This is a genomic window from Motilimonas sp. E26 (assembly GCF_021278025.1).
Taxonomy (GTDB): domain Bacteria; phylum Pseudomonadota; class Gammaproteobacteria; order Enterobacterales; family CBDFNC01; genus Motilimonas.
In genome coordinates this window covers 40,607-65,762 of sequence record NZ_JAIBHJ010000005.1, presented here as the reverse complement: position 1 = coordinate 65,762, position 25,156 = coordinate 40,607, and the positions used below count along the sequence as shown (strand labels likewise).

The 25,156-nt window shown below is 44.1% G+C and carries 25 protein-coding genes; 15 read left to right on the top strand and 10 right to left on the bottom strand.

What is annotated here, in order from left to right; translation table 11 throughout:
- Positions 1–5 precede the first annotated feature (5 nt).
- From tusC to tuf, 6 genes are all read left to right on the top strand, one after another.
- On the top strand, positions 6–359 hold the full coding sequence (gene tusC / locus K1M91_RS06010) for a sulfurtransferase complex subunit TusC (RefSeq protein ID WP_232800655.1): 354 nt from the start codon (positions 6–8) through the stop codon (positions 357–359).
- Between the two features lie 12 nt (positions 360–371).
- Positions 372–662 (top strand): sulfurtransferase complex subunit TusB, encoded by a 291-nt coding sequence (tusB, locus tag K1M91_RS06005; RefSeq protein ID WP_232800654.1) that lies wholly within the window; start codon positions 372–374, stop codon positions 660–662.
- Positions 663–858: 196 nt separating this feature from the next.
- On the top strand, positions 859–1,233 hold the full coding sequence (rpsL, locus tag K1M91_RS06000) for a 30S ribosomal protein S12 (protein WP_232800653.1): 375 nt from the start codon (positions 859–861) through the stop codon (positions 1,231–1,233).
- A gap of 83 nt (positions 1,234–1,316) precedes the next feature.
- Positions 1,317–1,787 carry a 30S ribosomal protein S7 gene (rpsG, locus tag K1M91_RS05995; RefSeq protein ID WP_232800652.1) on the top strand — a complete coding sequence of 157 codons (471 nt, stop codon included), beginning with the start codon at positions 1,317–1,319 and terminating at the stop codon, positions 1,785–1,787.
- A gap of 87 nt (positions 1,788–1,874) precedes the next feature.
- Positions 1,875–3,968: an elongation factor G gene (gene fusA, locus K1M91_RS05990; protein ID WP_232800651.1), complete on the top strand. Its 2,094-nt coding sequence runs from the start codon at positions 1,875–1,877 to the stop codon at positions 3,966–3,968.
- An 89-nt stretch (positions 3,969–4,057) separates the two neighbouring features.
- Positions 4,058–5,242 carry an elongation factor Tu gene (gene tuf / locus K1M91_RS05985; RefSeq protein ID WP_232800650.1) on the top strand — a complete coding sequence of 395 codons (1,185 nt, stop codon included), beginning with the start codon at positions 4,058–4,060 and terminating at the stop codon, positions 5,240–5,242.
- A 192-nt stretch (positions 5,243–5,434) separates the two neighbouring features.
- Here tuf and K1M91_RS05980 read toward each other — a convergent pair whose 3' ends face one another.
- Together K1M91_RS05980 and metJ are read right to left on the bottom strand one after the other, a co-directional pair.
- Positions 5,435–5,842, bottom strand: coding sequence for a hypothetical protein (locus tag K1M91_RS05980; RefSeq protein ID WP_232800649.1), 408 nt, complete (start codon positions 5,840–5,842; stop codon positions 5,435–5,437).
- A 155-nt stretch (positions 5,843–5,997) separates the two neighbouring features.
- A complete protein-coding gene (gene metJ, locus K1M91_RS05975) occupies positions 5,998–6,321 on the bottom strand; it encodes a met regulon transcriptional regulator MetJ (RefSeq protein WP_232800648.1) in 324 nt (107 codons plus the stop codon).
- Positions 6,322–6,647: 326 nt separating this feature from the next.
- Between metJ and metB the strand changes: the two genes are divergently transcribed.
- Positions 6,648–7,811 (top strand): cystathionine gamma-synthase, encoded by a 1,164-nt coding sequence (gene metB / locus K1M91_RS05970; protein ID WP_232800647.1) that lies wholly within the window; start codon positions 6,648–6,650, stop codon positions 7,809–7,811.
- 2 nt (positions 7,812–7,813) lie between these two features.
- Positions 7,814–10,234, top strand: a complete 2,421-nt coding sequence (locus tag K1M91_RS05965; protein ID WP_232800646.1) for a bifunctional aspartate kinase/homoserine dehydrogenase II — start codon at positions 7,814–7,816, stop codon at positions 10,232–10,234.
- A 165-nt stretch (positions 10,235–10,399) separates the two neighbouring features.
- Here K1M91_RS05965 and K1M91_RS05960 read toward each other — a convergent pair whose 3' ends face one another.
- Positions 10,400–10,867, bottom strand: coding sequence for a DUF6714 family protein (locus K1M91_RS05960; protein WP_232800645.1), 468 nt, complete (start codon positions 10,865–10,867; stop codon positions 10,400–10,402).
- A gap of 63 nt (positions 10,868–10,930) precedes the next feature.
- A complete protein-coding gene (locus K1M91_RS05955) occupies positions 10,931–11,776 on the bottom strand; it encodes an AraC family transcriptional regulator (protein WP_232800644.1) in 846 nt (281 codons plus the stop codon).
- A gap of 171 nt (positions 11,777–11,947) precedes the next feature.
- On the opposite strand from K1M91_RS05955, the gene K1M91_RS05950 reads away from it, so the two are divergent.
- Positions 11,948–12,856 (top strand): DMT family transporter, encoded by a 909-nt coding sequence (locus K1M91_RS05950; RefSeq protein ID WP_232800643.1) that lies wholly within the window; start codon positions 11,948–11,950, stop codon positions 12,854–12,856.
- 46 nt (positions 12,857–12,902) lie between these two features.
- Here K1M91_RS05950 and K1M91_RS05945 read toward each other — a convergent pair whose 3' ends face one another.
- On the bottom strand, positions 12,903–14,432 hold the full coding sequence (locus tag K1M91_RS05945; protein WP_232800642.1) for a bifunctional GNAT family N-acetyltransferase/carbon-nitrogen hydrolase family protein: 1,530 nt from the start codon (positions 14,430–14,432) through the stop codon (positions 12,903–12,905).
- A gap of 296 nt (positions 14,433–14,728) precedes the next feature.
- Between K1M91_RS05945 and metF the strand changes: the two genes are divergently transcribed.
- Positions 14,729–15,613 (top strand): methylenetetrahydrofolate reductase, encoded by an 885-nt coding sequence (gene metF, locus K1M91_RS05940; RefSeq protein ID WP_232800641.1) that lies wholly within the window; start codon positions 14,729–14,731, stop codon positions 15,611–15,613.
- 206 nt (positions 15,614–15,819) lie between these two features.
- Here metF and K1M91_RS05935 read toward each other — a convergent pair whose 3' ends face one another.
- The gene (locus K1M91_RS05935; RefSeq protein WP_232800640.1) at positions 15,820–16,713 is read right to left on the bottom strand and encodes an AraC family transcriptional regulator; all 894 of its coding nucleotides are present in this window, start codon (positions 16,711–16,713) and stop codon (positions 15,820–15,822) included.
- A 103-nt stretch (positions 16,714–16,816) separates the two neighbouring features.
- Between K1M91_RS05935 and K1M91_RS05930 the strand changes: the two genes are divergently transcribed.
- Both K1M91_RS05930 and K1M91_RS05925 read left to right on the top strand, forming a co-directional pair.
- Positions 16,817–17,287: a CYTH domain-containing protein gene (locus K1M91_RS05930; RefSeq protein WP_232800639.1), complete on the top strand. Its 471-nt coding sequence runs from the start codon at positions 16,817–16,819 to the stop codon at positions 17,285–17,287.
- Positions 17,288–17,496: 209 nt separating this feature from the next.
- Positions 17,497–18,627 carry a serine hydrolase gene (locus K1M91_RS05925; RefSeq protein ID WP_232800638.1) on the top strand — a complete coding sequence of 377 codons (1,131 nt, stop codon included), beginning with the start codon at positions 17,497–17,499 and terminating at the stop codon, positions 18,625–18,627.
- Between the two features lie 118 nt (positions 18,628–18,745).
- On the opposite strand, the gene K1M91_RS05920 is transcribed toward K1M91_RS05925, so the two are convergent.
- Positions 18,746–19,417, bottom strand: a complete 672-nt coding sequence (locus tag K1M91_RS05920) for a VTT domain-containing protein (protein WP_232800637.1) — start codon at positions 19,415–19,417, stop codon at positions 18,746–18,748.
- 29 nt (positions 19,418–19,446) lie between these two features.
- Complete coding sequence (locus K1M91_RS05915) at positions 19,447–20,214, bottom strand: SDR family NAD(P)-dependent oxidoreductase (RefSeq protein WP_232800636.1); 768 nt, start codon at positions 20,212–20,214, stop codon at positions 19,447–19,449.
- A gap of 132 nt (positions 20,215–20,346) precedes the next feature.
- Here K1M91_RS05915 and K1M91_RS05910 point away from each other — a divergent pair, with 132 nt between their 5' ends.
- The 3 genes from K1M91_RS05910 to K1M91_RS05900 all read left to right on the top strand — a co-directional run bounded on the left by K1M91_RS05910 (position 20,347) and on the right by K1M91_RS05900 (position 23,604).
- Positions 20,347–20,874, top strand: coding sequence for a Crp/Fnr family transcriptional regulator (locus K1M91_RS05910; protein ID WP_232800635.1), 528 nt, complete (start codon positions 20,347–20,349; stop codon positions 20,872–20,874).
- Positions 20,875–20,986: 112 nt separating this feature from the next.
- Positions 20,987–21,712, top strand: a complete 726-nt coding sequence (locus tag K1M91_RS05905) for a LuxR family transcriptional regulator (RefSeq protein WP_232800634.1) — start codon at positions 20,987–20,989, stop codon at positions 21,710–21,712.
- A gap of 416 nt (positions 21,713–22,128) precedes the next feature.
- Entirely contained in the window at positions 22,129–23,604 is a 1,476-nt protein-coding gene (locus tag K1M91_RS05900; RefSeq protein ID WP_232800633.1) for an alpha/beta hydrolase, read from the top strand.
- Between the two features lie 192 nt (positions 23,605–23,796).
- Here the strand turns inward: K1M91_RS05900 and K1M91_RS05895 are convergent, their stop codons facing one another.
- Entirely contained in the window at positions 23,797–24,642 is an 846-nt protein-coding gene (locus K1M91_RS05895) for an MBL fold metallo-hydrolase (protein ID WP_232800632.1), read from the bottom strand.
- Positions 24,642–25,130: a PaaI family thioesterase gene (locus K1M91_RS05890; RefSeq protein ID WP_232800631.1), complete on the bottom strand. Its 489-nt coding sequence runs from the start codon at positions 25,128–25,130 to the stop codon at positions 24,642–24,644. Before K1M91_RS05890 ends, K1M91_RS05895 begins: the two co-directional genes overlap by 1 nt.
- Between the last annotated feature and the right edge of the window lie 26 nt (positions 25,131–25,156).

Below are 25,156 nucleotides of genomic sequence, written 5' to 3'. Positions count from 1 at the left end.
ATGAGATGAAGATAGCGATTATAAATACCCAAATGCCCCATGGCATGGCTGATGCGCGCGAGTCGTTAGATGCCGCACTCGCTTTATCAGGTTTTACGGAAAACCTAAGTGTGTTTTTTCTCGATGATGGCGTTTATCAATTAGTTGAAAATCAGCAACCTCAAAGCATATTGCAGCGACATATTCAGCCGACGTTTAAATTGTTTGATTTGTATGACATTGAGACCGTATACGTGTGCGAACAATCTTGCTTGCTGCGGGGGATTGACCCAAAGCGTTTGTGTATTCCAGTACAGTTATTGCAACCGCAGCAACTCAGTGAAAAATTACACCAGCAGCAACAGATAATCCGTTTTTAAGGCCTGGTAAATATGATTTTACACACCGTTAAGCATTCCCCTTTTAACCATAAATCCCTTGAACAAGTGTTACCGAGGCTAGGGCAGGACGATTATTTGTTATTAATTGAAAATAGCGTTGTGGCAGTGACCGTGACTCATGAGCTCTCCGAGGCCTTGAATGAACTGGCTTTGCAGCAGCGGTTATTTGTTTTAGAGCCCGATTTATTAGCGCGAGGTTTATCTAGCTCAGTAGGTAATCTTGTTGATTATAAAGGATTTGTTTCGCTTGTTGAAAAGACGGATACGACTATTTCTTGGTAACACGCGCTACTCAGTTGGTCCCTGCTTTGTTGTTGCTTCTCACGTTTTCGACCCCGCCTCGTTCGCAGCCGCTATAATTGGTTTACTTTATGAGCAGTCTTGTTCTTGACACGCCTACTCAAGGGTAATAAAATTTCGCGTCCCAAGTTTTGGGGCATGATTTTTCACGTTACATAAGTATCAGGAGCTATTTTTAATGGCAACAATTTCACAGCTGGTTCGCAAACCACGTAAAGCACCGGTTAAAAAAACCAACGTGCCTGCGCTGCAAGCGTGCCCACAAAGACGTGGTGTATGTACTCGCGTATATACAACTACTCCTAAAAAACCTAACTCAGCACTACGTAAAGTTGCTCGTGTTCGTTTAACTAACGGCTACGAAGTAACTTCATACATCGGTGGTGAAGGTCACAACCTACAAGAGCACAGCGTGATCCTAATCCGCGGTGGTCGTGTAAAAGATTTACCAGGTGTTCGTTACCACACCGTTCGTGGTGCACTAGATACTTCTGGTGTAACTGCACGTCGTCAGTCTCGTTCTAAGTACGGTGCTAAACGACCAAAAGGTTAATGGTTCTTCGTAAAGTAAGGCCAAGCAAAGACAATTTTAATTAATCGTTTTGGGGTAAACCTGAAGCAAACGGAGAATATAAGATGCCAAGAAGACGCGTCGTCGGTCAGCGTAAAATCCTTCCGGACCCTAAGTTCGGATCAGAGATTCTGGCCAAATTCATCAACGTAGTAATGGTTGATGGTAAAAAATCTACTTCTGAGAAAATCGTATACGGTGCATTAGAAGCTGCAGCTCAAAAGAGCGGCAAAGAGCACCTAGACATTTTTGAAGTAGCTCTTGATAACGTGCGCCCTACTGTCGAGGTTAAATCTCGTCGTGTGGGTGGTTCTACTTACCAAGTTCCAGTTGAAGTACGTCCTAGTCGTCGTAATGCACTGGCAATGCGTTGGTTAGTTGAAGCAGCACGTAAACGTGGTGAAAAATCAATGGCAGCACGTCTAGCTGGTGAGCTAGTTGATGCAGCAGACAACAAAGGCACTGCGGTTAAGAAACGTGAAGACGTTCACCGTATGGCTGAAGCAAACAAAGCGTTTGCACATTACCGCTGGTAATATTATGGCGTGGCTAGTCCACGCCGTTAGTTGTTATCTGAAGGAGCGCTTATTTATTAAGCGTTCCTTTAGTTAAGAGGAAATATTGTGGCTCGTACAACTCCCTTAGAGCGTTACCGGAATATTGGTATTTGTGCTCATGTTGACGCAGGCAAAACTACCACTACCGAACGCGTGCTTTTTTATACCGGCTTGTCTCACAAAATTGGTGAAGTACATGACGGCGCTGCGACCATGGACTGGATGGAGCAAGAGCAAGAGCGTGGTATTACTATCACTTCTGCTGCTACCACCACATTCTGGCGTGGTATGGAAGCTCAATTCGATGAACATCGTATTAATATCATCGATACTCCAGGACACGTTGACTTTACGATTGAAGTAGAACGCTCTTTGCGTGTACTCGATGGTGCTGTTGTGGTGTTTTGTGGTTCGTCTGGTGTGGAACCTCAATCAGAAACCGTTTGGCGTCAAGCTGACAAATACGAAGTGCCTCGCATGGTATTTGTTAACAAGATGGACCGTGCGGGTGCCAACTTTGAACGTGTTGTCGAGCAAATTCGCAATCGTTTGGGCGCAGTATGTGTACCAATTCAATTAAATATTGGTTCTGAAGAAGATTTTCACGGTGTAATCGACTTAGTAAAAATGAAGGCGATTAACTGGAATGAAGATGATCAGGGCATGACTTTTGAATACTCCGATATTCCTGCTGACCTTCAAGCAAAAGCTGAAGAAATGCGTGAATACATGGTAGAAAGTGCAGCTGAAGCATCTGATGAGCTGATGGAAAAATACCTTGAAGAAGGTGAACTGTCAGAACAAGAAATCAAAGCCGGACTTCGTCAACGTACAATCAATAACGAAATCGTTCTTGCTTGTTGTGGTAGTGCCTTTAAAAACAAAGGTGTGCAAGCAGTATTGGATGCAGTGGTGGAATATCTTCCTGCTCCTAACCAAGTTAAAGCCATCACAGGTGTTGATGAGCATGATAACGAAGTAACGCGTATTTCTTCCGATGACGAACCGTTTGCAGCGCTTGCATTCAAAATTGCAACAGATCCGTTTGTGGGCACGTTGACCTTTTTGCGTGTGTATTCTGGTGTGGTAAATACAGGTGATGCTGTTTACAACTCAGTAAAACAAAAGCGTGAGCGCTTTGGCCGCATTGTACAAATGCATGCCAACGACAGAAAAGAATTAAAACAAATCCATGCGGGCGACATAGCTGCTGCTATTGGGCTCAAAGATGTCACTACCGGTGACACGCTATGTGATATGGATAACAAAGTTATCTTAGAACGCATGGAGTTTCCTGATCCGGTGATCCAGATTGCGGTTGAGCCAAGAACCAAGGCTGACCAAGAGAAAATGGGTATTGCGCTGCAGAAACTAGCAGCAGAAGATCCATCATTTCGCGTTGAAACCGATGCTGAATCGGGCCAGACATTGATTTCTGGCATGGGTGAGCTACACCTAGATATCATCGTTGATCGAATGAAGCGTGAATTCAGCGTTGACTGTAACGTAGGTAAACCTCAGGTTGCTTATCGTGAAGCTATCCGTAAAACGGTAAAAGTTGAAGGCAAGTTCATTCGTCAATCAGGCGGTAAAGGTCAGTATGGCCACGTTTGGTTGAAGATGGAACCATTACCAGCGGGTACTGGTTACGAATTTGTTAACGAAATTGTTGGGGGCACTGTTCCAAAGGACTTTATCCCTGCCGTTGACAAAGGCTGTAAAGAACAAATGGACCAAGGGGTACTGGCTGGTTTTCCAATGCTAGACGTTAAAGTAACCCTGTTTGATGGTTCATTCCACGATGTTGACTCCAATGAAATGGCGTTTAAGATCGCTGGAGCAATGGGCTTTAGAAACGGTGCGTTAGAAGCTGATCCGGTTATTCTAGAGCCTATGATGAAGGTTGAAGTGACTACCCCTGAAGATTGGATGGGTGATGTAGTTGGTGACTTGAACCGTCGTCGCGGTATGATTGAAGGCATGGATGAAGGTCCAGCTGGCTTAAAAATCATCCGAGCTAAGGTTCCGTTAGCAGAAATGTTCGGTTATGCTACCGACGTGCGTTCTGCCACACAGGGCCGCGCTTCATACTCTATGGAATTCAAAGAGTATAATGAAGCACCTAAAAACATCGCTGACGCTATCATTGAAGCGAAGTAATCGGAGCAGGGAATTATCCCGTCTCTGTTTTATGTAATTTGATGGCCCATAACAACATGGGCTAACACTTAGAAAAGAAGGTACACGTCGTGTCTAAAGCTAAATTTGAACGTAATAAGCCTCACGTAAACGTGGGCACCATTGGTCACGTTGACCATGGTAAAACAACTCTAACCGCTGCTATTTCATCGGTTCTTACCAAAGCTTACGGTGGTGAAACTAAAGATTTCGCATCTATCGATAATGCACCTGAAGAGCGTGAGCGCGGTATTACAATCAATACTTCTCACATCGAGTACGACACACCGACTCGTCACTACGCACACGTAGACTGTCCAGGACACGCCGATTATGTTAAAAACATGATCACTGGTGCTGCTCAAATGGACGGCGCTATCCTAGTAGTAGCTGCGACTGATGGCCCAATGCCACAAACGCGTGAGCACATCCTACTTTCTCGTCAAGTTGGTGTTCCATACATCATCGTATTCATGAACAAATGTGACATGGTTGACGACGAAGAACTACTAGAGCTAGTAGAAATGGAAGTTCGTGAACTGCTATCTGAGTACGATTTCCCAGGTGATGACCTGCCGTTAATCCAAGGTTCTGCGCTTAAAGCACTTGAAGGCGACGAAGCATGGGAAGCGAAAGTACTTGAGCTTGCAGAAGCACTAGACACTTACATCCCAGAGCCAGAGCGTGAAATCGATAAGCCATTCATCATGCCTATCGAAGACGTATTCTCTATCCAAGGTCGTGGTACTGTTGTAACTGGTCGTATCGAAGCGGGTATCGTTCGTGTACAAGACGAAGTAGAAATCGTTGGTATCAAAGAAACAACTAAGACGACTTGTACGGGTGTTGAAATGTTCCGTAAACTGCTTGACGAAGGTCGTGCAGGTGAGAACTGTGGTATCCTTCTACGTGGTACTAAGCGTGAAGACGTTGAACGTGGTCAAGTACTAGCTAAGCCTGGTTCAATCACGCCACACACTAAGTTCGAATCAGAAGTATACGTACTAAGCAAAGATGAAGGTGGCCGTCATACTCCATTCTTCAAAGGTTACCGTCCACAGTTCTACTTCCGTACAACTGACATCACTGGTGCTGTAGAGCTTCCAGAAGGTGTAGAAATGGTAATGCCTGGTGACAACCTTAAATTCGTTGTAGAGCTAATCGCTCCAGTAGCAATGGATGAAGGTCTACGTTTCGCTATCCGTGAAGGTGGCCGTACAGTAGGCGCTGGTGTTGTATCTTCAATCATCGAATAAGTTCGATTGATTAAGAACACGCTAACAAGGTCGCTTCGGCGGCCTTTTTTAATGCCTAAAAATTATGCTGAATTTAAACGAACGAAAGATTGCATCATGAGGTGCTTTAAAAAAATGCATCTTCAAGTTGATTGGTGTAAATGAAAGGCTGTGTAAAGTTGGCCAACAACCATGGTCATTGGCCTGATCTGACTATTCCGCTTTGGCTGCGGCTTCTTTCTTGGCTTTTCTTAGCACATCTTCTTTATAGCGCTCAATGCCTTGAGCATGGCGGTGGCGATAGTAACCGGCATTGACGTAATCTTTACATACCGGATTTGGCCCTTTGCCCGCTTTACCCAGTTTAAATCCTTCTTCACCGTGGCATACTTGGCTATAGGTTAAATCATAGCTAAAGTCATATAGCTCTTTAGCATAGCTCTCGTCCATGTCCTCGCACTGCTCGTAGTCAATTACTAAATTTTGATAACGTACAATACCAGCGGTAGCATCTGATTTTGCCACCATTTTAATCGATTCTTCGGCACACTCGTTAGTGGTCGCAAACGCCATCAGTGGTAACGATAATGTACTGCATATTACAACAGCGAAAAGTCGCACAATAAGCTCCCTGCTTTTATTCTAGTGTTGTTAATCTAACAGGATACAATCGGGCTGAGAAGTGGTGAAAATTAAAAATGTGTTTTTTGCGAGAGGGGTTAAATGCAGGGGGGCAATAGCGCCGGAGAGAGTAACTTACCAGCGCATCACAAATGTTATTCGGTTTCGTATTCGTCGATGCTGATGCCTTTCTCAAGCATAATTTTTTTCACTTGCTCGGGCAGGCCATCATTTTGATCTTTACGTAAATCACTGTCTTCAGGAAGTGGCTGACCAGTATAAGCATGCAAGAAGGCTTCACATAATAGCTCACTGTTAGTGGCGTGGCGTAGGTTATTGACCTGACGGCGAGTGCGTTCATCAGTTAAGATTTTTAATACCTTAAGTGGGATGGATACAGTGATCTTCTTAACTTGCTCACTTTTTTTGCCGTGCTCAGCATAAGGGCTGAGGTATTCACCGTTCCATTTCGTCGTCATTATTCACTACCCGTTACAAAAATCAGGGTTATTCTAACCCCTAGGCCAAGCATAGGCAATCTATCGGTAAAGATGTTTAGAAGGCTGTATTCATAATTTTACCTTGTGCCAAGCTCGATCTTTATTACTCCTGTTGCTAATCCTTGAAATGAGAAGTTGTTCAGGCTGTTAAGTTTTATTTTTGTCATTCCTCCTGCTCAGGTAGACTAACTCATCAAAACACAACCCATGACAATAATGAGCCGTTTAGACGTCCAGAAGTGTTGACGTCTTATTCTCGCTAGCTTAAAGTTGCCATATATGATTTTTATTGGAGTTTTTAAATAATGGCGCAGTATAAACAAGCCACTCAAGCTGTAAGAACCGGCATTGAATCAGATACCCAGCATGGCTCGGTGGTACCGCCTATTTATTTAAGTACCAATTATACCTTTGAGGGCTACGATAAAATTCGTGGCTTTGACTACAGCAGATCAGGTAATCCAACTCGCGCCATCTTAGGTGATGCGATTGCTAAATTAGAAAATGGCACCACTGGTGTTATTACCTGCTCAGGCATGGCTGCAGTAAACTTGGTGACAGCGTTACTTGGCCCCAGCGACTTATTAATTGCGCCTCACGATTGCTACGGTGGCAGTTACCGTTTATTTGATTGTTGCGCTAAGAAAAATGCCTTTGAAGTCAGCTTTATTGATCAAGGTAACGATGAGTTAATGGCCGCTGCGATTGCAAAAAAACCTAAGATTGTTTGGTTAGAAACACCGAGTAACCCATTATTACGTGTAGTCGATATTGAAAAAATCTGTCAGCAAGCCAAAGCGGTCGGTGCGTTAGTCGTGGTTGATAACACCTTTCTTTCACCAGCGCTGCAACAGCCGCTTGATTTAGGTGCAGATATAGTCGTTCACTCAACCACCAAATACATCAATGGGCACTCAGATGTGGTGGCTGGCGCAGTGGTCACGAAAGATGAAACCTTAGGTCAGGATTTAGCTTGGTGGGCTAACTGTTTGGGTTTAACCGGCTCAGCATTTGATTCATACATGACCCTACGCGGTATTCGCACCTTGGGTGCGCGTATTCGTAACCATCAAGAAAACGCTAATGCCATCATTGCCTTTTTGCAAACTCAACCACTGGTTAAAACGATTTATCATCCAAGTTTGCCTGACCATCCGGGCCATGAAATAGCAAAACGCCAGCAAAAAGATTTTGGCTCTATGTTTAGCTTTGATCTGGACGCTGATGAGCAGGGGCTGCAGATATTCTTTGAAAATTTACAATTATTCTCACTCGCCGAATCCCTTGGCGGGGTTGAGAGTTTGGTGGCGCATCCCGCTACCATGACACACCGCGCCATGAGTGATGAGGCGCAAGCAGAAGCGGGCATATTCAGTACCCTTATTCGTTTATCCGTTGGCTTGGAAGACGCCGACGATTTAATCGCCGATTTAGATCATGCCTTTAAGGCTGTGGCGCAGGAGAAGTAAAGGTGAAACAAACAAGACATGTGCATAAATTTGGTGGCAGCAGCTTAGCTGATCCCAACTGTTTTCGTCGAGTGGCGAATATTATTGATAAGCACTCAAGTAGCACCGACTTGATCGTAGTGTCGGCCGCAGGTAAAACCACCAACCGTTTGATAGAAATTATTGAATATGCCAAAGATGGCGATAACGCCGCAGCTGAATCCCTTGCTTCTCTATCAGACTTTCAGCGCAATCTGGCAACAGATTTGTTGGATGGTGAGCTTCAGGCTGACGCCTTAGCTGCATTGGACAACGATCTCACTCGTTTGGCGTTAATCCTCGAAAACAAATTAGACCGTTATCAAACCAACGAAATACTAAGTTTTGGTGAAGTGTGGTCGGCACGTTTACTTGCGACTTATTTAAAGCAACTTGGTTTGAAAGCCAGTTGGTTAGACTCTCGTACTTACTTAAGTGCCGAAATGAGCGTGCAGCCAGTGGTTGATATTAACTTGTCTCGTGAAAAACTCACCCAGCAGTTATTGGGGCGGGAGCAAGATCGCGTTGTTATCACCGGCTTCTTTGCTGCCGACAGCGAAGGCCATACCGTGACATTAGGTCGTAACGGCAGTGATTACTCAGCAACCGTCACTGGCGCCATCGCGAATGCGGTTTCGACCACTATCTGGAGTGATGTAGCGGGGGTATTCAGTGCTGATCCGCGTAAAGTGAAAAACGCCGTGTTAATGGAGCGCTTATCCCTTGATGAAGCAGCTGAATTATCACGCTTAGGCTCGCCAGTGCTCCATGCTCGCACGTTATTGCCTGTGATTGAAAGCTCACAGCGCCTGAGCTTACGTTCAAGCTATGCGCCTGATGAAGGCTCGACACAAATTGTACGCCGTCAGCACAAGCTGGGCGCGGCTAAAATTGTTACTGGCCTCGAGCAGGCATGTATTATTGAAGTTGAGCTCGAAGCAGATCAAGATCTAGCGTTGGCTAATACGGCGCTACAAGCCGACCTTAGCGCGCATTTTGTTGCTCCACTGGTGGTACATCAAGACAAAAAGAAAAATATCATTCGTTTGGTTTACACTCCAGAAGTGGCGGACTCTGCTTTTGATGTGGCTAAAGCCTACGCCCATCCACTGCCTGAAATAAAAAGTGTCGAGCTACGTGCTGGTTATAGCATGGTCGGTCTTGTTGGTAATGGTGTGAGTGACAACGCTGAGCAGTGCTATCGTTTCTACCGCGCTTTATCGACTCAGCCACTGGAATTTATCCAAGCTTGTGAACGCAAGCTGTCTCTGGTCGCCGTGACGCGTGAGATTTTACTTGAGCCGTTACTTAAAACCTTACATGAGGCTTTATTCAAACGTCCTAAGCGCATTGGCTTAGTGTTATTTGGCACCGGTAACATAGGTGGCCAATGGCTCAAGCTTATCCAAGTTGAAAAGGCCAAAGTAGAGCAACGCTTTAATCAAAAACTCACTCTATGTGGTGTGTTTAACCACCTTGGTGGCATCGTCGATTTTGATGGTTTTGAGCCGCAAGAAATCAGTAATGGTTTTACCCCAGAGCCGTTCATTTGGGAAGAAATGCTATCCAAGCTCAAGCGTCATCCATTTGATGATCTTGTCGTGCTGGATATCACCGCCAGCGAAAGTGTTAGTCGTTATTACCCTGAGTTTGCATCGCGTCACTTCCATGTAATTGCGGCAAATAAATTTGCTGGCTCTGCTGAGTTAGCGTTTTACAATGAAGTAAAACAAAGCTTTGCTGATCATGGTAGCCATTGGCTATATAACGCAACGGTAGGTGCTGGTTTACCAATCCAGCCAACCTTAGCCATGTTGCAAGGTTCGGGTGACACCATTCAAGGCATCAGTGGTATTTTCTCTGGCACGCTGTCTTGGTTATTCCAGCAATATGATGGTTCCATTGCATTTTCTGAACTACTTGATCAGGCGTGGCAACAAGGCTTAACTGAGCCAGACCCGCGTGAAGATCTATCGGGTAACGATGTTATGCGCAAATTGCTGATATTGGCGCGTGAAGCCGGTCTTAACATTGAAGAGAAAGACATCGAGCTGCAATCTTTGGTGCCTGAGGAATTGCAACAAGGCTCAGCCGATGATTTTATGCAAAAAACGCATTTGTTAGATGAGCTATTAGCCGAGAAGTTAGCGAAAGCCACTAAGCAGGGTAAAGTGTTGCGTTACGTGGCGCGTTTTGATGCTGAAGGTAAAGCCACCGTGGGCCTTGAAGCCTTAGCGGATAACCACGCCTTTGCTAATCTGTTGCCATGTGACAACATTTTTGCCATCGAGACTAATTGGTATCGCACTAATCCACTGATCATCCAAGGTCCGGGGGCGGGTCGTGAAGTGACGGCTGGCGCGATCCAAGCTGACTTAATTAGCCTATGTGAAAAGCTCGCGTAACTGGCGCGTAACACGATATGTACTAAGCCACCTTCGGGTGGCTTTTTTGTGGCGGTATGTTTTCGTCCGCGGTAAACAAATAAACGCTATTCTGCAGCGCGCTCAAGCCATCCATGGTCGCTTAGCAAAAGGTATCCATGCCTTTTGATATCTGCTGATTAGCGTTTATTCACTTAGCCTTTCCAGCTTATCAAGTGCTTCGGCGATCCTATGCCCATGTATTTCTGATAGATATTCAAAAATGGCCGCAAGGCAATGAATTTGTTCTTTGTTCAGGAATGCATAACGTGATCTCAAGCTCGCGTCGCTTGATAATTCAAAGTCATAAATCACCTCGCTCGTTAACGTGTCAAATTGGTCTTCACAACATATCGCAGCTCTTAGGTAAGAGGGTAAGAGCCACTGCATTCCTTTACTGGATAAATTACTTAATTCGCTATGAAGATATCGCACTCCAGATTTAGGTAAGCGTTCATCTTGATAGGACTTCATTGCTAAGCGAATACAGCGGCATGGAATATCTTCATCGCTGAAGATGAGAAGATCATTTTCAGATGGTTTTGGGACATACGGGAAAGCAATGTCCAAGTATTCAAGCAGCATTTCTTGAGTCTTGTACCCCAAATATTCCATGTAAGTGTTCCAAAGTAGCAATTAAAGTTAACTTCATAGCGACTGCGCTGAAGTGAGCGCCTATCATCTCACCCCCAAACACTTTTGATAGGCCGTAGGCGTCATGCCCACTAATTGTTTAAAGAAACGCCCCATGTGGCTTTGATTGGAAAAGCCGCAGGCGAGGGCGATGTCGGCTAGCTTCATTGGGCCTGTGAGTAAGTGCTTAACCTGCTCGATACGCAGCTGCATTAAGTATTCTTGCGGCGTGCGGGCAAAGTGAGCCTTAAACATGCGGGTAAAGTGGTATTCACTAAGCTGCGCTAACTCGGCTAATTCATGTAAATAAATTTGGCGATGGAAATTTGCCTGCATAAAGTCTTGTACTTGCTTGGCAACTTTCGGTGCCAGTCCACCTTTAATAATCCCCAGTGGTTTAGTGAGCCCAGTACTTTGTAATAAGTTAACTAAAATGGTGTCGCTCATTTGCGCCATGGCCAAATGGCTTTCCGGCGCCGACCAATCCATTAACAGCATTTGCTGGCGATACATGGCTTCAAGCGCTGGCTGGCTAAAAAAGGTTAGGTCGGGCAGGGCGAGTTGCCGTGGGTCAGTGTCAAACACTTGCAAGGCTAATTGCTTTAGGTGGCTATCCGTAAAATATAGGTGCATAAATTGTTGTGGATCGCCAAGCTGCCAGCGACTTTCACTGCCTTGTGGCATTAAGCAAAATTTACCGGCACCGCCTAATTCAGAGCGTATATCGGTACGATGGGTTTGCTCACCACCTGATAGATATAAGCTCAAGGTATGAAATTTATCGTTTTGGTAATACAAACGATCATAAGCATTGCTATATTGCGCCCACGCCAATTTCGGCGTGATCCCTTGCTGGCGATGGCACACTTTTGATGATTTAAAAAAGCTCATATAGCGGATGTTTTCGTTCATAACAAAATAATAAAGGCTTCAACGGTGGCGCTCAATCTTTAGCGACAATTAAAACCGCAAGATCGTGTTAAAAGCCGCGCTATCGGGACAGCTTTACGCCATGCTATTGCTTAAAACCAAACAATCTTAAATCGATATGGGAGCGGTAAGATGTCGGCGTTGATATATGTGCTGATGATAGGCTTGTGGGGCTTTTCATGGATCGCTATTAAATGGCAGCAAGGCCTGGTAGCAACGGAAGTGTCAATCTTCTATCGCTTCGCGTTAGCTGCCTTGTTGATGTTTGTTTTTGGTAAGTTGTTTAACCAGTTGCAACAACCTAAGTTATCACAACATCGCTTTTTTGCTTTGCAGGGGCTGTGCTTGTTTTGTTGTAATTTCTTGGCCTTTTACAGCGCCACCCATTATATCGCCAGTGGCTTAACCGCGGTAATTATGGCAACGGCCCCCATTTTTAATGCGTTACATGGTCGCTTATTTTTCAAAACGCCCATTACCGCTAATTTTTGGCTAGGCGTGGCGATTGGCTTGTCAGGTATCGGGCTACTCTTTGGCGCTGATTTATTGGCGACAACATGGTCAATGGATGTGTTAATTGGCCTTGGTTATGCGCTAATGGGCACTTGGTGTTTCTCTATGGGTAATATGATCAGTATGCGTAACACACGCGATAATATTAAACCTTACACCGCTACTAGCTATGGCATGTTGTATGGCTGCGCAGCGTTATTGGTGATTATTTACTTACGTGATTTGCCTTTTAATATCGATTTACAAGTGAAATACCTCGGCAGTTTATTTTATCTAGCGGTACCCGCAACGGTGATGGGGTTTACCTTATATTTGATCTTGGTGGATCGCATTGGGGCTAACACCGCCTCGTATGTTTTACTCATTACGCCAATTGTGGCGTTGGTAGTCTCTAGCGTGTTTGAGTCATACCACTGGACTATCTATTCTAGTCTAGGTCTAGCGTTAGTTATTTTGGGGAATGTAGTGGCACGTACAGCTAAACCTTTATGGCGGCGTAAACAGAAACTAGCCGTTGGGGTATCATGACGCGTTCAAGTGGCATTTGAACGCGTCGCGATATCTAAAGCCGAGGTTAATCGGCTTTAATAAACGAGCCGTAAATGTCCTTTCTACGATGTTTAAGATTGGTCACCGACCCCTCGGTATTAAGCTGTTTTAACTTGGTGAGGTCAACATCGGCAAAGATGATCATCTCGGTATTGGCACTGGCTTCAGTTAGAGTGGCATCGTGAGGAAAGTAAATGTCTGATGGTGAAAACACCGCCGATTGGGCATATTGAATATCAACGTTATCAACCCGTGGTAAGTTGCCAACACTGCCGCCAATGGCAACATAACATTCGTTCTCAATAGCACGAGCTTGCGAGCAAATTCGCACACGTTGGTAACCATTTTTGGTGTCGGTCCAAAACGGGACAAAGATAATTTGTACGCCTTGCTCTGCCATCATTCGACCTAGCTCAGGAAATTCACTGTCATAACAGATTAATATGCCCACTCTTCCGGCATCGGTATCATATACTTTGACACTATTACCACCATCAATAACCCAGTCTTTCTCTTCGTGAGGGGTAATATGAATTTTGTATTGAGCGTCAATTTGACCATCACGGTGCAGCAGATAAGAGACGTTGTAGAGCTTTTCGCCTTCGATAACAGGAACGCTGCCAGCAATGATGTTTATATTGTAGGTAACCGCCATTTGTGAAAAGCGATTTTTTATCTCGTCACTGAAGCTGGCCAGAAAGCGTATGGCCTCCACTGAATTCTGCCCTTCTTGTAAGCCCATTAGTGGCGCATTGAAGAACTCGGGAAACAGCGCAAAATCGGCTTTATAGTTAGAAAGTGAAGACACAAAATACTCGGCTTGATCCATTAAATCGTCAAGATCGTGCATGGTACGCATTTGCCATTGGATCACGCCAAGACGTACTAAGGTTTTTTCAATATCGTGGACGGATGTAATATCTTCTTCATAAAAAAAGTTATCCCACTCCAATAATGTGCCATAGCCCTTTGAAGCATCATCTTCGGGTAGGTAGCCTCGCATCAAACGCTTAACATCAAAGTCGTTGGCCAACTGAAATGACAAAATAGGGTCGTGTAATTCGCGGCGCTTAACTTTGTCTATGTATTCTGGCACGCTCAACTTATCGGCATGTTTGTAGTACAAAGGAATGCGGCCGCCCGCTAGGATAGCTTTAAAATTCTTATTTCGGCACAGCTCTTTGCGCGCATCATAAAGTCTGCGACCTAAGCGTAATCCGCGATAGTCAGGATGCACGAACACATCCAGTCCGTACATGGCATCACCCGTTGGGTTATTTTGTATTACATTGTTCTCATCTATGATGTCATTGTAAGTATGAGGTAAAGAATAGCGGTTGTAACTGACCTTAATAGTGAGGGCAACACCGACTATTTTATCGCTATCTACAATACAAATTTGTCCATCTGGAAACTGTTTAATAAGATCCATAATGGTCGTTTTTGGCCATGCTCCCCCCACGTCAGGAAAAACTAAGTCCATTAATTCAGCTATTTGGGTATAGTCACTTAATTCTATGGTACGTAAGGAAAGCTTGGGAGTATTGTGATCCATATTGAAAAGTCCTAGTGGCAATGTTTTGTTCAGGATGCCACAGGTATAGCGAAACAAAAACACCAGTCTCCAGTAATACCTTCTATTTCCAACGTTTGTTGCCAAGTAAGTGCAAATTGATTTACCTATAAATCATGAAGATGAGTAAATTTCACCATATTTATGAGTAAATTTCATGTTAAATCAAAGTTGTTGACATTAATTCATAATTCATTAAATTAAGCCATTCAGACGGCTAAACGGCTATTTGTTTTAGTCACAGTTTCGTCTTTGCTTGAATTTAAAAGGAATGGATCATGGGTAGTCAAACGGCACGTAATATTGAAATTTTGAACCAGAATATCGCTGATTTAAAGGGCGATTTGAATGTGTCTTTTGAGTTTTTTCCGCCCACTTCCGAAGCGATGGAAGATACCTTATGGCAGTCTATTGATCGGTTAAAAACCCTAAAGCCAAAGTTTGTTTCGGTCACTTATGGCGCTAACTCGGGTACGCGTGATCGTACTCATAGCGTGATTAAAGAAATTAAAGATCGCACAGGGCTAGTAGCCGCGCCGCATTTAACTTGTATCGATGCCAGTAAAGATGAGTTAAAGCAAATAGCCCTAGACTATTGGAACAGCGGCATTAAGAACATTGTTGCCTTGCGCGGTGATATTCCAGCGGGCAGTGATAAGCCCCATATGTACGCGACTGACTTGGTGCGCTTATTAAAAGAGCAGGCCGACTTTGATATCTCGGTAGCGGCGTACCCAGAAGTACATCCTGAAGCGAAAAATGCACAAGCGGATTTACTCGCGTTTAAAGATAAAATGGATGCTGGTGCCGATCGTGCTATCACTCAGTTCTTTTTTGATGTGGAAAGCTACTTACGCTTTCGCGACCGTTGTGCTGCCATTGGTATTACGCAAGAGATTGTACCGGGGATCTTACCCGTGTCTAACTACAAAACATTAGTGAAGTTTTCTAAGTTATGTAATGTGAAAGTGCCAGGTTGGATGCACAAACTTTATGATGGTACGGATAACGATCCGACCACACGCAACTTGATTGGTGCCAGCATCGCGATGGACATGGTGAAGGTGCTAGGGCAAGAAGGCGTGAAAGATTTTCATTTTTACACCCTGAACCGCAGTGAACTAAGCTATGCAATTTGCCATACTTTAGGTTTGCGCCCTTAGTCATCACTAGCCTTCTCGCTGAGCTAATCGTGAAAGGGTGGGTTTGATTGAGCGAGTATACAAGGCAGGGATGCCTTGTTTCAGCCTACATGGATGTATTCACGGCGGCTCGTGAAACAAACTCACCCTTGAGTGTTGCAGTCTCAATTGCTAAAGCAGATCCCATCAGGATCTGCTTTTTTTATTGGTGTAGAAGATTAATAAAGCTATTCAACCAAGCAATAGATCCTTGTGAGTAGATCTTTTGGCGCTGTGTCTTGTGGATTGTTGAGGTATTCTTCAAATGCGGGATGATCTTTAAGGGTACGGCCGCTTTGCGGCAACCATTGGCCAAATAGCCAAGCGTAGGGCTGCTCTAATTCGGCATAAGGCCCTTTAAACATCAAAGCAGCAGCTTTACTCGCTGGGATCGACAAGTGTTGGATCTGCTCATCCTCCAGTACCAAATTCGGATCGTCAATGGTAATACAAGCCATGGATTCCAGATCTTCCGTCGCAACGGTTTTAGGATCCTGATAATAGATGCCAAAGCTACGGGTTTGTGGTGTAAATAAGTTTCGACTGCCAGCATACATACACAACTTATCGAAGGCTTGGCCGATCTTCATATAATCGCCGTGATGTTTGATGCCGATAAAGTTAAGTTGTGGTATTTCGGTAACTTCAACTGGATACATAAGGTGGATCTCCTGATCATAAAAGGGCTGAAACTGCATCCACGACTGGGGTGACAGCGGTTCTGGTGTGGTATTGCCTTGGCTATTTTGTTGGCGATACTCACTGGGCGGCTGATTAAATAACTGAGCGAAGGCGCGGCTATAAGCTTCTAACGTGCTGTAGTTAAACTTTTTCGCTACTTCTGCAATGGGCGCTTGAGTGCGAATTAATTCGGCGGCAGATAGAAATAAACGCAGCCTTCTCACTGTGGTATTAATCGTTTCACCCGTCATCAAACGATAGATACGATGAAAGTGATACGGTGACATACAGGCCACATCGGCTAAGGTATTCACATCTAGTGGTGCATCTAAGTGTTGATACATATAATCCACCACCTTGATTAGACGTTGTTGATATCCCTGCTGCGTACTGGCTTTCATCTTTTTTTCTCTCGCTAATTAGTTGACGGTTTCAGCATATGTCAGGTTTATTTGATAATGTTTGCGCAGTTTAAGCCAAATTACCCGAAAAGGATCAGTATAGATGCAAGAGATAGAGCGTAAATTTTTAGTGACAGGTGATTATAAGAATGACGCCTTTAAAGCTCAGCGCATTACCCAAGGTTACTTAAACTCTGCCCCTGAGCGCTGCGTGCGGGTGCGAATTAAAGGTGAGCAAGGGTTTTTAACCATTAAAGGCATCAGTGATGCTGCAGGATTAAGTCGTTTTGAGTGGGAGCGAGAAATCCCCGTCGCGGAAGCGCAAGCTTTATTGGCCTTATGTGAACCGGGTGTGATTGATAAAACCCGTTATTTGGTGAAAGCAGGCCTGCACACCTTTGAAGTAGATGAATTCTACGGTGACAACGCTGGTCTGGTGGTCGCAGAAGTCGAGTTAACAAGTGTTGATGAAGCCTTTGCCAAGCCCAGCTGGCTCGGCGAAGAAGTGACGGGCGATAAGCGCTATTACAACTCGCAATTAATGCAGCAGCCTTATAGCCTTTGGTCGAGGTGATTTTTTTCAGGACTACATACTGATATCAGTACTTAATTTTCATTTGTCATTATTAGATATTTTTTACAATGGTAAGTAAGCTACTTTCCATACATAGTTGAAGGTCAAGTCGCCATTGAATTCAGGTGGCTGAATATTGTTAGGATTGCTTTGTGAGATTGTTGATTAAAAAACTCTATCATTCTAACTTCTTTGGTTTGGGCCTAATAATGTTTATATTTGCTTTAATTTTCACTGCGTCAATTTATACCAGTATATATGATGACGTACTTAGCGCTTATGAGCTGACTAATGAAGCCCATAACGACGAATATTGGGTGGAAGGCTCTCCATCTGATGTTATTGTGCCTGAAGTTTTTATTGATTATGACGAACCATTCTTAGCTCGGCTTTGCCTTAACAGAATACGCTCCGGTGATGAGCTTAAAGCGATGATTGTTAGTGTTGCGGGTACTATTCGGTTTAACTGCTTTGCTAACGGTGAGTCCAAGCTTGAGCTTTATGGGTTAAATTCCGTGACAAAAAGTGTCACATCTTTGCTGGTAGGAATTGCGATAGATAAAGGTTTTATTCACTCAGTTCATGATTCCATTGCCATGTATTTACCGGATCATACTCACCTGCTTGGCGAGTATGGTAAAACGGTTACGATTGAAGATCTACTGCTGATGAAATCACCGATTGGCAATATGCCTCTATTTGCGGTTAATGATGGTCAAAGTGCTTTTTCACCTCAATTAGAGGCATATTTCGCAGCGCCAGACCCTGTCGAATTTATTCTAGGATTTGGCGCTGCCGAAAGTGGCATTGAAGGTTTTAATTATGGTGAAGGCCCAGCCACGCTGGTGGGGCGGATCATAGCAAATGCGACTGGAGTCAGTGTGGTTGAATTTGCCAAGCAGAACTTATTTCTGCCAATGGGAATTAAGTATTTTGAGTGGCACCTACTCGCTGACGGCAGTGCAAACACCGCAGGTGGGTTAGTACTAACAAGCTGGGATATGCTTAAAATTGGTGAACTTGTGCAAAATAATGGCGCATGGTCTGGTGATCAACTAGTGAATGCGCATTGGATAAAGAGTTCAATCGCGCCCCATATCTCGACAAGATCAACATGGAGCCAATATGGTTATTATTGGTGGAGTAATGTGTTTAAATTGAAGGGGAAAGATATCACTGTTATGGCTGCAAGAGGGTTTAAGGGGCAGTTTATTTTGGTTATTCCTGAGCTTAAAGCCACGATAGCGATCAATGGTGACCATGAAGGTTTTAATGATTTGGGCGGCGTCTCACTAGTTGAATACATTATAAAGCGTTATGTACCTCGTTTGCTCGATTGAAAGACTAGCTTTGCAGCAGTGGACTGAGTCCAGACGCACCCATAATGTGCCGCGCTGGACCAAATTAACAAGCAGTACTTACAACGGCGAGCCGTGAAGTAATCGTAGAGGGAAGAGTTTAAGCGCCATTTGATAGTGATGAAGCTTTTCGTTGTTGCTTAGTAAACAAATACCAACCCAACCAGAAAAATACACTTAAGCCTACGGCAGTGAGAATCGCTGGCTTTGGATTTTGCAGGGTACTAATGGATCCAGCATAAGCGGCGATGGTTGCGTAAGGCACTGCGCTGGCGATCCAAATTCCGAGAAAACGCCAAAACGGCATTTTTGTCAGTCCTGCCATGCAAGCGCTCACTTCCGGTAAAATTGGCATCGCGCGTGACAGTAAGATCATCATGGCGCCGTAGCGATCAAAGCCATCGATCATCTCTGTTCGCTTTGCTGGATCGCGGATGAGCAGGCGAACGAATGGTTGACCAAAATACTGACTCAAAATATATCCACCTAAACCTGCTAACAATAGGCCAGTACTTGCTGCTAATGCGCCTTGGCTAAAGCCGAGAAAATAACCGGATAGAATAATAATAGTGAGCGTCGGCATGGCGATAAACAAGTCTAAAAATAGTAAGCCGATCACCAGTGCAAATAAATAACCATGGGGTAGGGCGCTGGCTTGCTCTAACCAGCGCGATATATCTGCCAAGCTAAGTATCCCCGCAAGCTTGAGGAAAATAAAGGTAGAAGCAAAGCCTAGGGCTAAAATTAACATCACTTTAAATAACGATTTCATATTGTTGTCCTTTCTATAGGAATTCAGTTTCAGGAAGCTTTCATCAGTTTGTAAGCCATGTTGGGCGCAAAGCGCATCAGCAAACGCAGTAATTTAACTTTGCCGATGTCGTTATCTAAGGTGCCGCGCTCAATGCCACGAATAATATGTTGAGCGGCCTCTCGAGCAACTAGCTTCCCTGATCCTCTACCTTCTGTCATGGCGGTATCCACCAATGGCAATAAGGCTTGTTGCACTAACACCGAGGTGTGTTCGAGCTGATAACGTAACGATAAACTAAAGCTGTTCAGTGCACTTTTACTGGCGCAGTAAATGGCAGATTGGGCTTTTGGCGCGATGGCAAGGCCCGAATTGATATTGACGATCCGAGCAGACTCACTGGCCATTAATGTGGGCAGCAGCAGATAAGTGAGCTGGCAAATAGCGGTAAAATTGACGTTAATCTCACTTGCTATTTGTTGATATTGGAAATTGGGATCTATGTATGTTGCAGTGTGTTGCACAGCGGCATTGTTAATGAGTACATCGACTTTAGATACTTGCTTTAATAACTGAGCTAGCTTAGTTTCGAGCAACGTGGTGTCGTTCAAATCGGCGTGAATGCCAATAACATTTGGGTACTTTTGCTGTAAATCGTTGAGTTTTGCAACGCTGCGGCCAATCACATAAAGGTGATTCGCTGGGGCAAGCAGCTGTACTAACTGCCTTCCAATCCCAGCGGTGCCGCCAGTGATGACGATGGTTTTATTGGTCAGTTGCATCTGTTTCTTTTTAGACCGCGTATTACTTTGTAACATGTGAGCTCCTTTCGATTTAAGCTCACTGTAAGTAGAAAGTTAGCCGAGGTAATTAACCTAGGTTAAAACGCTGATAATAGATCGGAGCATTGTCTTGGTTCGTATTTGTGATGGTTGCGGAGTAGAAATAATATGGATATTAAACAATACGTCATCGAGCATGGCCGCCAAGTGAATTTAGCTGCGGGGCAGCACTTATTCCGTCAAGGCGAGATGGAAGACGCGTTATATTTTGTTAAACAAGGGTTATTTAAAGCTTATTATTTATGCCAAGACGGTAAAGAGCTGGTGAAGTCTTTTATTGCTGAAGGTGATGTGATCACGAATTTATCAGCGGTATTTGAGCGTGAGCCCTGTACTTTTAGTTTGCTGGCCTTAGAGCCAGCAGCGTTGGTCAAGGTCGACTTTGATTCGCTTTACCAACATACCTTAGATGATCTTGAATTAAGTCGCTTTATGCTCGCATCATTAATCAAGCTGGCACAGAAAAAGGAGCGTCGTGAATACGAGTTTCTGTGTTTAGATGCCACCACCCGTTATCAGCAATTAATGCAGCACCAACCGGATTTACTCCATCGCATTACCCAGAACGACATCGCCCGTTATTTAGGGATCACCCCAGTGGCATTGAGTCGGATTAAACATGGGCGTAAAGGGTAGTTGTTTAGCGATCATTTTACTGTAAAGATCATTCACATTATGACGATAGGCTCAAACAAAGCTGAGGTTATATGATAAGTTACGTCCTCCTTTGAAGCACAAGGTAAAGAGTGTGAATGCTGTGTTAGATTTAATCCTCGAGCTCAAACGTGCAGATACGTTTGAAGCTATTAACCTAGTATTGGAAAAAGCGGCAGCTTTGATTGAACTTGAGTATTACCTATTTGGACTCTCTTCTGTGCAAAGCATTACTAAGAGAAGCACCTTTATTGTGGATAATTACCCAAGTGAATGGCGTAAATCATATGACGAAGAAAAGTTGATTAATCTTGATCCAGTGGTTGCTTATTCATATGACAACTACTTACCCGCAACTTGGTCACATATCCAAAAAGTGAGCCCAAAGAAAAAGGGCGGTGTTGATGTGATGAAAGAAGCAGCCTCAATTGGATTAAAGACCGGGTTTACTATCCCTGTACATGGTATGCAGGGCGAATTTGGTATGCTAAGTATGGCGCTATCCTCTGACTATGATGAAGCAAAGCTTAACGATATTTTACCCATTATGCAGTTGCTTACTCCCGCGTTACAGGAAGCGATTCATCGCATTAATAATAAAACGCATCAGCAAAAAATAAAATTAACTAAGCGCGAGAATGAATGTTTGCTCTGGGCTTCAGAGGGAAAAAGTGCCTGGGAAATATCTCATATTATTGGCTGCGCTGAGCGCACGGTCATTTTCCATTTATCGAATGTATGTAGCAAACTAAATGCGTCAAACCGGTATCAAGCCATATCTAAAGCGATTATGTCAGGCCTTATTTCCCCTTCTTTCTAAAGTCAGTTTATTCACTTTTTGATCAAGTAACTATAAACCTGCTTTATCTGACAGGTTAAAAATCCGTAATAAAAATATATATTCACTGCTGTTCTACTTAAAAGGTAAACATGCCTGAACGTGTATTCTCTGACAATTTTTCAGTCGTAATGATTATTTTCCATGCTAGAAAGCTAAAGAATTGGCAACCTTCTCGCTTTAAATTGGGCGAGATAAGCAGGTATTACTTATTTAAACGGGGTTAGTCAGTATGGCTAGGAATAAGAGTAGTCTGTGAATGACATGGGTTGCAGCAAGATAGATTAAAAAATCATGATTTAAGTCAAATAAATATAAATAATCAGTGTTGACATAATATGTCGCTATGGGTATTTTACTGGTGACTTTATCGTTTATAACAGATAAGAAATAGGGATATGATGAAAAAAGCAATATTAGCAAGTGCAGTGTCGGCCATTTTACTCGCTGGCTGTGGCGGCGGTGGCGGTGGCGACGGCTTTAGTGTTGGGGCCGATAAGTCAGAAGACTCACCAATATGTGCGACTGGCTTGGAATGCCAGCAATTAGAAGTGCCTGCTAGCTACATTAATGATGACGGCAGCAAAGTAAAAGTGTTTTATGCCATTCATAAAGCAACGGATACTAACAATCGAATCGGTACCTTATTTGTCAATTTTGGGGGCCCTGGTCAAGAAGCGCAAGCTAGTTTGGCTTGGATGGTTAATGCAGGCTTGTTTGATCAAGCAATTGTTGAGCGTTTTGATATTGTGGCGTTAGATCCACGTGGCTCAGGTCAGAGTGCCTATGCCAAAGAGTTAAAGCAATGTGCGGTTGAGCTGGCCAACAATGTGAATACATGTGATGAGTTTAATACAAAGTCTGCGGTGAATATTAGCACTAATACCTTAGTGAAAGACATCGATGCGTTACGCGCCCATTTAGGCGAAGAGCAAATTAGCTTTTTAGGTTATTCCTACGGTACCCGTGTTGGCAGCGTTTACGCTGATTTTTTTCCAGAGCGGGTTCGTGCGTTGATCCTTGATTCTCCTATGTCACCAACTACCTTAAACTATATCGACATCGCGCAAGATAATGCGGCCGGATATGATGTTGTAGCGGAATATCGCCTTGGTACTGTTGCCAGAAAGCAAGCGCTAATCAGTGGTGTCAGCATATTAGATGCTAATGGTGTATTTCAAGGGCTTGATGGCGATCTTTCCGTTAATACAGCCCTTGATGCTTTATATTCGCTGCGATCACTGGAAGTCTATGGCTACTGGCAGCATCAAAAACCAGGTGTGTTTGAGTTACTTGATAATGGTAACGTAGCATTATTAAAGCGTCTTGTAGACTCAACATCTTGGAATCAAGCAAATGATCCCGTAGATGCTCAGCGTTCCAACGCGATGTTTACAGCGGTAGTTTGTGCTGATGGTTCAAGCGCATTGTCAACTAATGATGTCGCTAACGCTTACGCTAACTATATACAAGCGTCGGGTATCTTTGGTGTTGTTAATTATGCTAATGCGGGTATGTGTGCTGATTGGCCTGGTCAGTTAGATCCAGTGCAGCCAGTTGAATACATGGATGCTAAGTTACAACAGCCTGTGTTGATCCTCGGTGGCCAGTATGATCCGCGTACTCCTTATATTTGGACTGAAGCAATGAGCGAAAGCTTTGCTAGCTTAACCCGATTGATCAGAGTGGAAAATATTGTGGAGCATGGCTTTAGTTATCGTGGTAATCGCTGTATTGATAATGCCAGTACAGCTTACCTATTAGATCCAAGTTCAGCGAGTAATGAGCTAGTATGTGATGGTTCCACATTAGCGCGTAGCGCAGGTAACACAGCGCTTAAGCCGCATCCAGTGATGTTGAATCAGCACTTTTAAAGACTAATAACTGAGTGTAAAAAAGCGTTATTGGTTAACCAATAAACGCTTTTTTATAAAGTGAGCTTGTTTGTCACAGCAGATCTCTATGACGCCGTTTGGGCTATTTTAAGCTTAAACCGCATTCAGCAGTAGAAAACTCACTTATCCCACCTTAAAGGTAGCTTTTAGCGCTCGCCAAATTATTATCTACTAAACGTTTATGACTCGTCCCACATAAGTAGATGTGACTTTATTTATCAGTGAGGGGTGTTGACCGATAGCATCAGTGGCTCGTGCGCCCGTGCAGTGGGAAAGGTACAAGTGCTGCCAAGGTTGTTGATGAAGATATTGGACACTGGCATCAAGCCGCTCACTCGTCGCGTTAGCTAAATGTAGGCCGCCGATTAAGTGAGTTAGTGGGGCGTTTGGCTCTTGTTGCTGGATAAACGCCAAGGTGTTGATTAAACCTGTGTGACAACAGCCCGTGATCACGCAGATGCCGTGTTTAGTTATTAGCCATAAGCTTTGATCATCCCCTAGTTGATCAATATGCAATCTTTTTTGATCTAAATAGAACGGACCGCTGGTATTTTCCAAGGGGTGAAATTTGGGGATAGTGCCAGTTAAGCTGATTTCTGCTGTGAGCTTGCATGCTTGATCAGTTAAGTGGATCAAGGCTGGATCGTGCTTGGCGATCGCTTGTTTGGCCGATTTAGGCATGCCGATCATTTTCACTGGCTGGTTATCGTGCAACACATATCGCTCAATGATGCAGTCAGGATGCAGATATAACCGACAGTGCGGATTTAAATCCAATAGTTGAGCAAGGTTGCCGGTATGGTCGTAGTGACCATGGCTAAGTGCAATGGCTGTTAGGTTGTCTAAGGGGATGCCGAGTTGATCTGCGTTTTCAAATAGGGCGAGCCCTTGCCCCGTATCAAATAAAATTCGTTCTTGATCGCGTTCAATTAATACAGCAAAGCCATGTTCGCTGAGCAAAGGCGGTGTTGCGATATTGTCTGCTAATACGGTTATGCGTGTGCTGTATTGCGCCATTATCTCGCCTTTGATTGAAAAAACTTAGCCCGCGCTTTAACCACTAATTGGCCGTTAACAAATAATTTGGCCTGCACGTTAAATAAGGGCGGATGGCTGGTAACTAGGCTTCCCTGCATTAAAATTTCACTGCCTACGGGAACGGGATGCAAATAACGAACACACATTTCAGCAGTGACGGCCGTTATTTCGTGGCTGAATAAGGTCTGGCACATAGTTGCGTCCACTAACGCAGCTAATACGCCGCCATGAATAATGTTCTGATAGCCCTGTTGATGTTGGCTGCCCTTAGTGTGTGCCCACACTGAATTTTCGGAACTGAAAAAATTAATCTTTAAGCCCATCAGGGCGTTTGGGCTGCACAAAACACAGTGTTGGTGGCTTGGCTGTTTGGCGACGGGCAAGAGTTGCTGACCGCTATCATTGGGCTGAGCATGTTTAATTAAGTTCTGTAGTGTTGCAGTTGCAGTCCTAAGCTGACTACTCATTAGTTGCTCCTTTGAAAAAAAGTTAT